Annotated in this window: 13 protein-coding genes; 7 read left to right on the top strand and 6 right to left on the bottom strand. The window is 40.1% G+C overall.

The window, feature by feature from the left end; genetic code table 11:
* The first annotated feature begins 107 nt into the window (after positions 1 to 107).
* Positions 108 to 1,067: a 1-aminocyclopropane-1-carboxylate deaminase/D-cysteine desulfhydrase gene (locus V7K32_RS25545; RefSeq protein WP_334997219.1), complete on the top strand. Its 960-nt coding sequence runs from the start codon at positions 108 to 110 to the stop codon at positions 1,065 to 1,067.
* Between the two features lie 108 nt (positions 1,068 to 1,175).
* A complete protein-coding gene (locus V7K32_RS25540; protein ID WP_334997217.1) occupies positions 1,176 to 2,957 on the top strand; it encodes a GmrSD restriction endonuclease domain-containing protein in 1,782 nt (593 codons plus the stop codon).
* 101 nt (positions 2,958 to 3,058) lie between these two features.
* On the opposite strand, the gene V7K32_RS25535 is transcribed toward V7K32_RS25540, so the two are convergent.
* Positions 3,059 to 3,319, bottom strand: coding sequence for a hypothetical protein (locus V7K32_RS25535; protein WP_334997215.1), 261 nt, complete (start codon positions 3,317 to 3,319; stop codon positions 3,059 to 3,061).
* Between the two features lie 435 nt (positions 3,320 to 3,754).
* Here V7K32_RS25535 and V7K32_RS25530 point away from each other — a divergent pair, with 435 nt between their 5' ends.
* Positions 3,755 to 5,878, top strand: coding sequence for a tetratricopeptide repeat protein (locus tag V7K32_RS25530; RefSeq protein WP_334997213.1), 2,124 nt, complete (start codon positions 3,755 to 3,757; stop codon positions 5,876 to 5,878).
* A gap of 47 nt (positions 5,879 to 5,925) precedes the next feature.
* On the opposite strand, the gene V7K32_RS25525 is transcribed toward V7K32_RS25530, so the two are convergent.
* The 3 genes from V7K32_RS25525 to V7K32_RS25515 all read right to left on the bottom strand — a co-directional run bounded on the left by V7K32_RS25525 (position 5,926) and on the right by V7K32_RS25515 (position 7,994).
* The gene (locus tag V7K32_RS25525) at positions 5,926 to 6,699 is read right to left on the bottom strand and encodes a hypothetical protein (protein ID WP_334997211.1); all 774 of its coding nucleotides are present in this window, start codon (positions 6,697 to 6,699) and stop codon (positions 5,926 to 5,928) included.
* A gap of 273 nt (positions 6,700 to 6,972) precedes the next feature.
* A complete protein-coding gene (locus V7K32_RS25520) occupies positions 6,973 to 7,146 on the bottom strand; it encodes a hypothetical protein (protein ID WP_334997209.1) in 174 nt (57 codons plus the stop codon).
* Between the two features lie 317 nt (positions 7,147 to 7,463).
* Positions 7,464 to 7,994, bottom strand: coding sequence for a pentapeptide repeat-containing protein (locus tag V7K32_RS25515; protein ID WP_334997207.1), 531 nt, complete (start codon positions 7,992 to 7,994; stop codon positions 7,464 to 7,466).
* Between the two features lie 271 nt (positions 7,995 to 8,265).
* On the opposite strand from V7K32_RS25515, the gene V7K32_RS25510 reads away from it, so the two are divergent.
* Positions 8,266 to 9,156, top strand: coding sequence for a hypothetical protein (locus V7K32_RS25510; protein WP_334997205.1), 891 nt, complete (start codon positions 8,266 to 8,268; stop codon positions 9,154 to 9,156).
* Positions 9,157 to 9,304: 148 nt separating this feature from the next.
* Here the strand turns inward: V7K32_RS25510 and V7K32_RS25505 are convergent, their stop codons facing one another.
* Entirely contained in the window at positions 9,305 to 10,699 is a 1,395-nt protein-coding gene (locus V7K32_RS25505) for a TldD/PmbA family protein (protein WP_334997203.1), read from the bottom strand.
* A 345-nt stretch (positions 10,700 to 11,044) separates the two neighbouring features.
* Here V7K32_RS25505 and V7K32_RS25500 point away from each other — a divergent pair, with 345 nt between their 5' ends.
* The 3 genes from V7K32_RS25500 (at position 11,045) to V7K32_RS25490 (ending at position 12,312) form a co-directional block, all read left to right on the top strand.
* The gene (locus tag V7K32_RS25500) at positions 11,045 to 11,365 is read left to right on the top strand and encodes an RNA recognition motif domain-containing protein (RefSeq protein ID WP_334997201.1); all 321 of its coding nucleotides are present in this window, start codon (positions 11,045 to 11,047) and stop codon (positions 11,363 to 11,365) included.
* Between the two features lie 120 nt (positions 11,366 to 11,485).
* Positions 11,486 to 11,677 (top strand): 30S ribosomal protein S21, encoded by a 192-nt coding sequence (rpsU, locus tag V7K32_RS25495; protein ID WP_229457305.1) that lies wholly within the window; start codon positions 11,486 to 11,488, stop codon positions 11,675 to 11,677.
* Positions 11,678 to 12,126: 449 nt separating this feature from the next.
* Entirely contained in the window at positions 12,127 to 12,312 is a 186-nt protein-coding gene (locus V7K32_RS25490) for a hypothetical protein (RefSeq protein WP_334997199.1), read from the top strand.
* Between the two features lie 185 nt (positions 12,313 to 12,497).
* On the opposite strand, the gene V7K32_RS25485 is transcribed toward V7K32_RS25490, so the two are convergent.
* Positions 12,498 to 12,679 (bottom strand): hypothetical protein (locus V7K32_RS25485; RefSeq protein WP_334997197.1); only part of this gene is annotated, 182 nt, incomplete at its 5' end.

The following is a 12,679-nucleotide window of genomic DNA, read 5'->3' as shown; positions in this document are numbered from 1 at the left end:
TTGCTCATTTTGATTGACTTACCATTGAATTACTCAATGTTTATCATTACTTTTATGTTCAATAATGAAGGTGAGAGAATATAAATTCTAAGTTAGAATGTTTACGCATGTCGTTAACCTTTATTGCTCCTCCTCTACAACAAATCAACAGCGAAATCGCCCGTCACGCAGGTGTTGAACTCTATGTGCTGCGCTTGGATCTCATGCACCCGTGGGTTAACGGCAACAAGTGGTACAAGCTGAAATACAATCTTTTGGAGGCCAAGGAGAAAAATTTCACAACGCTGCTTACTTTTGGCGGCGCTTATTCCAATCACATCTATGCAACTGCGGCGGCTGGTAATCTTTTCGGTTTTCGCACCATTGGTGTAATTCGTGGCGAGGAGAGATTACCGTTGAATCCCACACTGAGTTTTGCTGTACAACAGGGTATGCAGCTTGCGTATCTGAACCGGGAGATGTATCGACAGCGCAACACACAAGCGTTAGAGGAATATCTGCGACAACGTTTCGGCGAGGTGTTTATTATTCCCGAAGGCGGGAGTAATTTAAATGGTGTGCGCGGTTGCACAGAGATAATTGATCGTGCGATGCCTACGGCTGGCTACGCCTACGCATTTGATCGTATATGCGTAGCCTGCGGTACAGCTACCACAATAGCAGGTATTGCGCTTTCGTTGCATGAAGGACAAAGAGCGATCGCTTTTCCCGTTCTAAAAAATGGAGCATTTCTCGCCCAAGAAATCGAAAGTTTATTGACAAATTACCTCGCCTCTGATTTACCATCACCATATAGTTCTCCCGCTTCCTGGGAATTGGTATGTGATTACCACTTCGGCGGCTATGCAAAGGTAAACGACGAGTTGCTAGTTTTCAGCCAACAGTTCAGCGAGGAACATGGCCTACCCCTTGATTACGTATATACCGCCAAAATGTTTTACGGAGTGATGGATTTACTACAGCAGGGATTTTTTAGTAAAGGCAATTCCTTACTACTGGTACACACAGGAGGCTTACAAGGCAACATTGGCATGGAAGAAAGATTGCAGAGAGTTTCTAAAATCTGAGTTGCCACTTAATTAAATATCAGTTACCCTTGTATGGAATTTTACTAAAACAAGTAAAATTCACACACCGTTCTTGATATTTACTCAACGTTAGGTATGGTTAATTCTATGTTTACATCTACTGAACGTATTAAACCGGATGCTCAGAGTATTCCTCTCTATTTGGAAAATCTTCTCTCACATAAGTATCAAATTCCAACTTTTCAAAGAGATGTTGTCTGGGAGAAAGAGAATGTAAAAAAACTTTGGGATAGCATTTATAAGTTTTATCCTTTAGGAAGTATTCTAATTTGGAAAACTAATACAAAGCTAGAAAGTCATAGAGAAATAGGTGGTATAAAATTTGCTGAGAATTTTTACTCTAATGAATATCAGTATATTTTAGATGGACAACAAAGAACAACTTCTTTATTAACATCAATACATGGGGGTAAGATTGCTAATAACGAAAATTTTGATCCAACACTATATATAGATTTGACTATTGAACTTACTGATGCAACTGATGACACAAGCTATGCAAAAAGGTTTTTGTTTTGGGACGAAATCGATGATAGATATGGTCAGCTAAAAGCAAATATTGGAAAAAAACAACGTTATCAAGATAAACTAATTGTCAGGTTAATAGATATAATTAAAGACCGTGGGGAAATAGAAAGAAATATTTATGTAAGTGTTAATGGACAATTCGATCATCGTTATATGCAACAATTTAGGAGAATTAGGGAAGTTTTGGCTAGTTACAAAATTTCCTTTATTGAGTTAAGAGGTATTGAAGTTGCGGAAGTTTGTCAAATATTTGAGCGGATTAATCAAGCTGGCAAACCCTTGGATATCTTTGATATTGTGGTTGCGAAGACTTTTCGCTCTGAAAATAAGACAAATAATATCTCTGGGTTCTATCTTCGGGAATTATTTGATAAATTTAAAAAAACTATTTCTAGTAGTCAATATGCCAGTATTGATAATTGGACATTGCTCCAGATGCTAGCAGTAGTGGTAAAACTTGAATTTCCCGAAGCTGGGATACAAAATATTACTGATATGTATCTTAATAAGCTAAAAACAGAACATATTGAAGCTATATGGTCTAATTTTAAAATAGCCGTTGCTAAAACTTTTGATTTCTTTGATAATATTTTGCATATTAAAGGTGGAAGATTAATCCCTTACCGATATTTATACCTGACTATTACAGCATACTTTTATCGGAATGATAAACCTGATTATAGTTTTTTAAATAAATATTTTTGGTATTATAGTTTTCATAATGCAGAATTACTAACAAACACTACTCACCTCTGGGAACATATATACTTTGTTAATCACCAAAAGGCTAATAGTACTTACTCATTCAATCAATTTGATATTGATAAGAATTCGATAAGAAAATCTTTCTACAGTTATAGAGGTCGCTTATCCAGAGCAATACTATCACTTTATGCAAACCACAAGCCGCAAGATTGGGCAAAACCTTATAGAGATATTTTGTCTGATGTTTATTATTTGCTAACAGATAAGCCTAACTTACACCATATCTTTCCAGTTAACTTTATTAAACAGAGTGGTATTGCTAGTCAAATAGAATGTGACAGCTTGATGAATATTGCCTATCTATCTCAAATAACTAATTTGAAAATTAGCGATAAAAATCCATTAGATTATCTCAAAGAATATGACGAGCCTGATTTAGAGGTAGTCCTACGCTCTCATCTTATACCGACAATTATTCTTGAATGGTCAAGAGCCGATGCACTTCCTGAAAACGCCCTAACAATTTTTATTGAAGAAAGAGTAAATCTTTTATTAGAGGCTTTGAGGCTAAAGTTAGAAGGAATTGAATTTAACGTTTTTGATATGGGCGATCGCACAGATAATATATATCCCTAAATAAAAGATAAAATATAGCGTTCTGCAATTGAGAACGCTATATTTTGATAAATTCTGTTAAGATAATATGAATTTAAATTGAAAATTGCTAGTTCTTAAAATCAGGCATGGAGATTTGCTTGTTCGTGCAACCAAGGATCTACAGGTTGTCCATCTTTGCGGCGCAATTCAATTTCCACTACCATCACTTCTTTAGAACCAGGAGGCGCGGGTTTTTTATGGAAAAGAATGTCATAATCTTCTGGATTGTGTTTGCGTTCTTTCAACCATTCCTGTACCTTGGTTGTGGCAAAAAATGATTGCCCTTGCTCAAACATTCGGGTAATCTGCAATTGCAGTGTATAAGGATTTATCCGACCCATTTTTTACCGCCTTTGTTAAGTTAATTCTAGGACGAGTAATCTGCTTACCCTAGATAATCTAATGTTAGTGCGAAGTCCGCACATCTGACACTTTGCATACTGCTATCTGTAGAAACAAAGCCCGAGCCTAGTTCGATGAATGCTCTGATAAAACGCCAATTTTCCTGCAATCTGTCTTCTAGAGGTTGATAAATTATTATTTGTGCTACTTGGTTTTCACCTAGTAATGTTATAATAGTATCTCCCAAAAAATGTTAAAAACTTGACTGCACTCCACGACTGAAATTGTCCGTACAGTAAGGGCGAGGGAACGGATTAGTTAAGGATTGTTCAGCATTTCCCACTGCCTCTACAACATTTCACTACTTAATTCTGTTATAGATTGGAGAGAGGCACGCCGCTTCAAAAACTGACCAACAGACTGAGATGGTTGTTATGAAGAGCAAAAATCAAGCTGTTTTCGCTTTAATTGTAAAAAGCACCATTGTCTTTTTACCCTTACTGCTGTCCCCTGGAATTGCCAGTGGACAATCTGCATCATCACCTTCGCCAGCACTAACTCCTGCTTTGGTGTTATCAAATCAGGAACGGGAAGAATTAACGCGGCTACGAGCAGAAAAGCGAATTCAACAGCAAGTCCAATCTGATTTTAATAGCGCTTTTAGCCAGACAACTATCTTACTAAATGTCTGGCTAGTTATATTAAGTCTATTTCCAGTCGCAATCATTGTTTTATTTTGGCTTCTGCGACGGGTGGTAATCCGTGAAATTGTTGATAGAGCAATGCAACAACTACAGGGAATAGAAAAATTACAAAATCAGCTAGCCACCGTTAAACAAGAGGCTGAAAATATTATTCAAGAAGCTAAAAAAATAAATTATGAATTAGAACAGGAAACGGTTAATTTACAAGAACAGATTAAAAAGGAACAAAAAAAATATTTATCAAACCTTACATCTGAACTAGATTTAGCTAAAGCACAGGTATTAAGTAGATTAGAAACTGAACTGAAAAAATCTCAAGAGAATATACAAACTTTAGAGTCACAATTCGCTTCTGTTCTATCTAAGTTAGAGTTTGATATTCAACAACAAAGAGATATAGGACTGGATAATATCGGAAAATTAGCATCTGTCATGGCAGAGGAACTGTCTAATTTAAAGTTAGGCGTGCAACAACAGCAAGAACTAGCCGTTGGTGATTTAGAAGTATCAATGTCGGAGTTCACATCTCAACTTTCAAGATGGCAGTCTGATGCTCAAAAGCAAAAGGATATAGGTATTGAAAGTTTAACAAAATTGCAGTCAGAATTTGCGGAAGAATTATCAAAATTACAGGTAGATGCTCAGAGAGAAAAAGATATAACACTTGAGAATTTAGGAAGATTTGATAAAAAATTTAAATTTCAATTATCTGAATTACAGGTAGATACTCAGGAACAAAAGAATCAAATTGTTGAGGTTTTAGCAGCATTGCAGTCAGAATTCGCCGCTCAACTATCTGAATTACAATTAGATGCTCAAATACGCAAAGAGCTAATCATTGAGAATTTAGAAAAATCTAGTTCTGAGTTTACTTCGCAATTCTCCGAATTAGAATTTAATGCTCAACAACAAAAGATTCTAATTTTTGAGAAGTTAGAAAAATTAGAAAGTGAGTTTGTCTCCCAACTTTCTGAGTTACAATTGGATGCCCAAGAAAGAAAGGATCTTATTCTTCAAGAACTAACTGAAATTACACGTCAATCTATCTTAGAGGCGGTGAATTCTGAAGTTGACGTTGAAATGACACCTGCATCCATTCCAGAGGTTGTGAATTCTGAAGTTGAGGAAGAAATACACCAACAGCCACAAGAACCAGAATTCACTGCTGATGAGTATGTAAAACAGGGAGATGAGCTATTTTTCCAAAGATGCTATGAAGATGCGATCGCAGCTTACAACCAAGCAGTTAAAATCCAAGCTGATGAACCTGTGACTTGGTTAAAACGAGGTCTAACTCTAGGGAGATTGAAACGCTACAAAGATGCAATCGCATCATACAATAGAGCTATTGCGATTCAACCAGATTATCATCAAGCTTGGTGCGATCGCGGCGTTGCTTTTGGTAACTTACAACAGCATCAGCAAGCCTTTGACTCATTTGACAAAGCTACACAAATCAAGCCTGATGATGCAGTTGCTTGGTTGAATCGCGGTCTTTCCCTAGTAGCATTAGAACAATATGAAGAGGCAATAGCGTCTTTTGAGAAAGCGCTGGAATTCCAACCCAATTCTCCCAAAATCTGGGATAAACGCGGTTATACCTTGGTAAGATTGGGACGCGATGATGAAGCGATCGCTAGTTTTAACAAAGCCTTAGAAATTAACCCAGATTATGACAGTGCCTTTTATAACAAAGCAGCCTGTTACGCACTGCAAAGACAAGTTGAACTATCTCTGTTAACTTTACAACAAGCAATTGAACTTAATCCCAGGTATAAACAAGACGCAGTAACTGACCTAGATTTTGATGATATTGCCGATGATGAGCGCTTCAAGCAGTTAGTTGCACAATAAAAATCTAGAAGGCATTGGGCATTGAGAAAACACTTTCTTTATCCCCCTCATCCCCCCACTCCCCCACTCCCCCCAACTGACGGATTCTGTTCCCCAGACATCGCTTTGAGTTTAGATGTAAAAGATTCAGAGCGATCGCTTTTTTCTGGCGTAAATTGCCCGATTGGGGCATGAATAGCAGCAGATGGGAGCAGCTTTGGCTGTCGTTGATGAGGAATTGGTGATGGTGAAGGCGGTGGACTTTCTTGTGAAGTTTGCCTTTGGCTAACAGCAGACGATAGCTCAAGGGTTGCCGAAGAGGCAAATTTCCTAGAAAGCACAGACTTTAAGACAGTTTTATTATCTCCATCTTCTTGCTGCCCCTCTTCGTCACTCAAAGATGTTTTTTGTTCGGAACTTTTCAGTTGTAGAGTTGCAGTATTGCTGTGTTGATAGCCGTTGCGAATCTTAGCAGGTGGTAATTGAGGACTCGTGACTTTCTCCACAATAGGATTTTTATTCGCTGGCGGTAGGACTGGCGCAGGGGATGAGGTTAAACTTTGGGGAAATTTGCTACAAATCATCCGTTCAAATTCCATGTTGAAATGATATGTAGCTTGATCCCGGCGCTGCCAAAATACTAAAATTTGCTGCACGGAAACAGCTTTATAACGACCTTGATATAGTGCCTCAATCACTGCCAGGTGTAGCCAATTAAGCGGGTATTGCGTTTGCCAACGCTCAACTAGCTCATTGGCAGTATAGCCACTGAGATCGAAACTATAGTTAATTAATAAAGCGATCGCCAGGTTGGCAGAAGTATCTGGAAGTGTTGTTAACATGGGGCTATTAGCTTTAGGCAATAGGTCTAAGATTTTTCACCCATCGCATATTAGCCTAACGTGCTTTTAACTACATGGTTTTTTTTCCACGAGTACCAAGCCGATAAGCAGTGTTTCCTATTTTACTTGTCAACTTCTAGAATGCAACCCTACATAGACTGATTTAGTCGCAGATGTTTGCCTAATGGCTACTAATGCCTAATAAACCATTGCTGCAATGCCGGACGTCAAGATGCAAGCAGTTTTGGAACTGGACTAGTTGACAAATGTTCTTCATGGTGCAGTAGTGGCAACAGCTTCTCTGGCATAGTCGGGAATGGTATGGCGGCTATAAACTTTTAAAATATCCCTATCAACAGCTGGAAGTCCCACTCCGTTTACTAGCGAGACAATCACCTGTAGCCGTTGGACATTTTGTTCGGGGCAAAAAGTGTGTATAACCCGCACAACTCTTGGAGACGCTGCACGTAGCTTGCTTCCACGAACTGGTACGACAGAGCGTGACCATCCTAGACATGTCTAAATCTGCCAACAAAGCCACCGCTAGCCGCAATTTAGATAGCGCTATAAGCCCAAAAATCCTTGGGTACATCAGTAAAATCAGGTGCTGAGATTTTGGGAAATGGGTTAAAAGCGAATTTAATTACGAATTACGAATTTGGTTATACCAATTTGAAAAATGATTGCGATAGATGGACAGAGAAAACCCAGATACAGTAAGCGGTTTCCAATCCAAAATCTAAAATCTAAAATTCAAAATCGTATTACATATTTTCATCCAGGATTGTTCCTTCTATATTGGCTCCATCCAAATTTGCTCCGCTCAAATTTGTCTGGTTCAAATCTGCTTGAGTGAGATTTGCTTGGGATAAATCGGCTACAGTTAAGTCTGCACCACTCAAATCGGCTCCATCTAAATTCGCCCCTATCAAACTAGCTTCCTGCAAATCCGCTTCGCTCAAGTTAGTTTCAATCAGTTTAGCAACCGTCAAATCAGCCTGATTCAAATTAGCTCCTTCCATTGCTGCTCCGTCCAAAATAGCTCCATCCAAGATAGCTCCGCTTAAGTTACTACCACTGAGGTCAGCATTGCTCAAATCCGCTCCATTTAAGTCTGCCTCAATCAAACTGGCTTGGGCTAAATTAGCGTGACTTAGATTAGCTCCATCTAAAATTGCTCTATCTAAAATTATGCCATTGAGATTAGCTTCCCTTAAGTTTGCTTCGCTCAAATTGACACCAGTAAAGTCTCTGACACCTGCGGCATAGTTTTTCAGGAGTTGATCTGCTTTCATATCTGTCGCTGTGTTAAGGAACGTTTAATTAATATTCAGCTTACTCAGACAGGCAGTAAATCCCCAGCACGCGCCACGGAGGATTGGTGTGGTGAATCAAACCGGAGTGAATATCGAATCACTTTTATCTAGATTAGCCATCCTCAACTACTAGCGCTACTACCTAGAGTTGTGATTTTTTTCATACTTGGGAGGGATGTTGAGGTATTTAATTAAGCATTAGTGCAAAGCGATCGCTATACTCAATTGTGGTGTTCATCTGGCAAAGGTTATGGCAAAATCAATTCGTATTCTTTTGCAGACTACAATTCCGACAACTGAAGATGACTGGAGCATTTTTCGTTTCTCGATGTTACAAGATTACTTAGCATCGATTAAAGACGAAGTAGGAAACTCGTTATTTGAAGTTACCGGACGCGATTACGAATCAGATGCAGTAGGCAATGACCCAGTTTTAAGTAGTCTCGACAAATCAGATTTTGATGAACTTTGGCTATTTGGCTTAGAGGTGAATAAGGGTTTAACCGAAAAAGACATTGCCGGAATTAATGCTTTTCGGCAACGCGGCGGCGGTATTTTGACAACACGCGATCATCAAGATATGGGCTGTTCGATGTGTGGTTTAGTTGACATTGGTGATGTCCACTATTTCAACACCAAAAATCCCGATCCCGATGAATCGCGCTGGAGCCGAGATGACTCATACACAACTTATATATCCTGGCCTAACTATCATTCTGGAGCTAACGGCGATTATCAAAAGATTACAATTATTGAACCCATTCACGAACTTTTAAAAAATCCCAATTCCCTTTCGGGAAGTATCGAATTTTTTCCAACACATCCCCATGAAGGCGGTATTGGCGTGCCTTTGGGCAATGCTAATGCGCGGGTAATTGCTTTGGGTAAAAGTTTAGTTACAGGTCGTAACTTCAATTTGGTTGTTGCCATCGAGCATCATCAAGATGAACAAGGGAATATACTAGGACGAGCAGTAGCAAACTCTAGCTTTCATCATTTAGTAGATTACAACTGGGATATTAACAAAGGCTGTCCTACTTTTGTAGATGAAGCACCAGGAGATGGCATAAAAAAAGAGCCACGCGCCTTAGAAGATATCAAAACTTATGTGCGTAATGTCGCTTTCTGGCTAGTAAATTGATTTTAATTGAGCCATTATCCCGTGAGACTAATAGTCTGTCAAGTTAGTTTTGATGGTTGGTAGTAAGCACTTTAGTGCTTAAAAATCAGGATTAAAGTGCTTACTACAAACTTGTCCAATACAGACCTAATGCTACAATGGTTGGGGTTTACGTTTCCCCACCAACCACTACATCTCGAATTCGGAGACTAGGTCCACCACAACCCACTGACAAACCGTTTTGCCCTCCTTTACCACAACCGCCAGATTCATCCCAGTAAAAATCATCACCAATTGCCTCAATATCCGCTAAAGTTTGGAATACATTTCCCGAAAGCGTTACATCCCGCACAGGTTCAGCAATTTTGCCGTTTCTAATCATCCACGCTTCCCCAGCACTAAAGGTGAACATTTCCCCATTCGTCATCCCACCTAACCAATTACGGGCATAAACTCCTTCTTTGATATCGGTGAATAAGTCTTTGACTGGTGTTTTACCTCGTTCAATCCAGGTATTTGTCATCCGCACAATGGGAGCAAAGTGATAATTGAGACAGCGTGCGTTGCCCGTAGGCGCTTCCTCCAATTTGCCTGCGGTTTCACGAGAATGTAAACGTCCAACTAAAACTCCATCTTTAATTAGTTGAGTAGTAGTAGCAGGCGTGCCTTCATCATCGTAAAAATAGCTCCCGCGATGTCCCTCTGGGGCAGCGCCATCAAAAATTTGCAGTTCTTCTGGGCCAAACCGCCGTCCAATGGTCATCACTTCCAACAGATCGGGGTTTTCATAAGCCATATCGGCCTCAGAAAGATGTCCAAAGGCTTCGTGGACAAACAAACCCGTGAGAATTGGGTCAATGACTACGGTATAAGTATTGCCTTTGACCGATGGCAGAGATAAAGCTGCGATCGCTCTTTGAGCTGCACTTTTTACCTGTTCATCTAAATCAGTTAAATCTTCATAAGCTTTGCGAGAGCCAGTAGTTTCCCGTCCAGTTTGTACGGTTTCACCATTTCTGGCGGTAGCCGCAAAGCGCATTTCCATATCCACCCAAGATTGCTCGATCAAAGTGCCTTCTGAGGTAGCTATGATCACTTTTTGGGCGCTGTCACCATAACGCACCGAGGTAGTGGTAATCCGGCGATCAACGCTTTTGAGCAATTCAGTATAGCGATCGCACAATTGTTTTTTCTTAGAGAGTGGGATTTTTCGAGGATCAGTGCCTTTTAGGGGTAGAATGCATACTGCTTGCACGGGGTCAATAGGTGCAAGTAAAGTTTCTTCATCACCAACCATCCGAGCAGCAGCGATCGCTTCTTCTATCCGATCCGGAATTGTCGCCAGTTGGTTAAAGCAGCTCAAACCCCATCCACCTTTATAACAAGCGCGAATATGTCCACCAATGGAGATGCCAACGCTTAGGGTTTCTACCTTGTCGCCACGCAACAAGATATCAGTCCCTTCTGCTTCTTCAAGGCGAATCATCAGATAATCTACACGCTCACAGTAGCGGGCGATCAGGTCAGAAAGTAAATTTTGTGCGTCAGCAAGTGTAGTCGGCATTTCCAATTAGTAACAATGACTAACTGCATTTATTTTGCAATTAATTGGGGAATATCTGCTACTCAATATTATGAGGTGACTGGGGACTAGGAATTGGGTACTTGGGACTGAGGACTGGTGAGTGGGAACTGGGTAATAAATAAATTTGTCTCCAATCCCTAATCCCTAATCCCCAATCTTTAGTTACGGTGGGTAAGAACTCAATGATGTGCTAAGGTTATTAGGTGAGAATAAAATTCGGTTACAGCGTTTGTTTTTAGTATTGACAGGCTTTTCCCTTTTGGTCTTAACAAGCTTGTCTCCGAAATCTAAATCTCTACACACCTATGATTTTGGAGATAACGCATGTCAATTTATGTAGGTAATCTATCCTACGAGGTCACACAAGAAGACCTCACATCTGTTTTTGCCGAACATGGTTCTGTAAAACGGGTTCAGTTGCCTACCGACCGCGAAACAGGACGTCCACGCGGCTTTGCTTTCGTAGAGATGGGTACAGAAGCTGAAGAAACAGCTGCCATTGAAGCTCTTGATGGTGCTGAGTGGATGGGACGCGACCTGAAAGTGAATAAGGCTAAACCCAAGGAAGATAGAGGTGGTTCCTTTGGTGGCGATCGTCGCGGCGGCGGTGGCGGATACTCTCGAGGAGGAGGAGGACGCTACTAAGCTTTAAGATCAAAAATTAAGTTTTAACGTCTTTAGGGCAGAATCATTATCTGCCCTTTTTGCGCTCCGGTCTACTGGATAGCTTAAAATTGCCCAGTACCAATTAAATAGGAGATGAAAATGACCCAAGTATTTGTGGGCGAAAATGAAGGAATTGAGTCAGCTTTACGTCGATTTAAGAGAGAAGTTTCCAAAGCAGGTATTTTTCCAGACATGAGAAAGCATCGTCACTTTGAAACGCCTTTGGAAAAACACAAGCGCAAAGAAGTTGCAAGACACAAACAACGTAAGAGAAATTTCCGTCCCAATTGAAAACAAGTGATACCTACGGTAAGCTACACTAAAGCATTCTCTGATTAGATTCTTAGCTGTCGAAGAGGCGATCGCTTTAATCCTGCATGTAAATCTAAAGGTAGGTTTTGGCAAAGGCATTACTGATTATACGATGGGTATTTAAATAACGGTGTGTCCCCCAACTGCAAAAAACTTTTGATTGTTACTTCCAGGGTGGCGATCGCTACGCTGACTTTACTAATTAAAATTTTGCTGAAAAATTTATTTTTAGCATTCCCTTAGTAGTCTACAAGACTTTTGAAGTTTCTGTGTTGGAAAGTTGAGCCAGGACTTTGGGCAGGTAATACTCAAATTCTAACCCTTCTGCGTCAGGAGAAGGGTAGGAAGTAGCATGGAAAACCCCAATTGGTTGCAATACTGCTCGGTTAAGGGAAAATAGATGGTGGAATAAAGAATACTTTGTTCGCGTGTACCATACGGACTTTCAATGCCAGATAGTTGACTCTGACATTATTTCTAGAGCCGAACTCCTACAACAAGCCATTGCGACTTTACAACTCTCTATTCAACAAATTCAGGCTTCAGGGGAAGTAGCACCACCTGATTGTTGTGTTTTGCGTTACCAAGCACGCGGAAATAAGCAAGCTTATTAGTACTATAAATTACACGCGACCAAACCAATTTTTTCCACAACTCAACCCAAAAAATTGAGCAAGTACAAGCATTTGGGTAAGGCTGGAAGCCCTGCTCATATTAATGCTGTCCTCTCCGTAGCTAGAAGAACCCAAATCGATCACTTAAGTTCGTGCATCTACTGCAACGCTCGTGAAATCAGCTTTTAAAAAATAAGTTTTTCTGTTGTTTTAGGAGTATATTGCAGAAAAAACAAAAGCCTTCTCATTATCATTTTTTGAGAAGGCTTGAGTTGAATTAAAAATCCTGGCATCGAGCTATTTTTGCGTAGGGCTACCCCTAAACTATCGTGGCCGCAGCAGCGTTTCACCTCTGAGTTCGGGAAGG

Source organism: Nostoc sp. (assembly GCF_036917635.1).
Taxonomy (GTDB): Bacteria; Cyanobacteriota; Cyanobacteriia; order Cyanobacteriales; family Nostocaceae; genus Nostoc.
This window is presented reverse-complemented; position numbering and strand designations above follow the sequence as displayed.

Excerpts from the sequence above, each read along its gene's own strand:
- V7K32_RS25540 (WP_334997217.1), top strand. The coding sequence starts at position 1,176 with ATGTTTACATCTACTGAACGTATTAAACCGGATGCTCAGAGTATTCCT.
- V7K32_RS25510 (WP_334997205.1), top strand. The coding sequence starts at position 8,266 with ATGGCAAAATCAATTCGTATTCTTTTGCAGACTACAATTCCGACAACT.
- V7K32_RS25530 (WP_334997213.1), top strand. The coding sequence starts at position 3,755 with ATGAAGAGCAAAAATCAAGCTGTTTTCGCTTTAATTGTAAAAAGCACC.
- V7K32_RS25515 (WP_334997207.1), bottom strand. The coding sequence starts at position 7,994 with ATGAAAGCAGATCAACTCCTGAAAAACTATGCCGCAGGTGTCAGAGAC.
- V7K32_RS25545 (WP_334997219.1), top strand. The coding sequence starts at position 108 with ATGTCGTTAACCTTTATTGCTCCTCCTCTACAACAAATCAACAGCGAA.
- rpsU (WP_229457305.1), top strand. The coding sequence starts at position 11,486 with ATGACCCAAGTATTTGTGGGCGAAAATGAAGGAATTGAGTCAGCTTTA.
- V7K32_RS25505 (WP_334997203.1), bottom strand. The coding sequence starts at position 10,699 with ATGCCGACTACACTTGCTGACGCACAAAATTTACTTTCTGACCTGATC.
- V7K32_RS25535 (WP_334997215.1), bottom strand. The coding sequence starts at position 3,319 with ATGGGTCGGATAAATCCTTATACACTGCAATTGCAGATTACCCGAATG.
- V7K32_RS25500 (WP_334997201.1), top strand. The coding sequence starts at position 11,045 with ATGTCAATTTATGTAGGTAATCTATCCTACGAGGTCACACAAGAAGAC.
- V7K32_RS25525 (WP_334997211.1), bottom strand. The coding sequence starts at position 6,699 with ATGTTAACAACACTTCCAGATACTTCTGCCAACCTGGCGATCGCTTTA.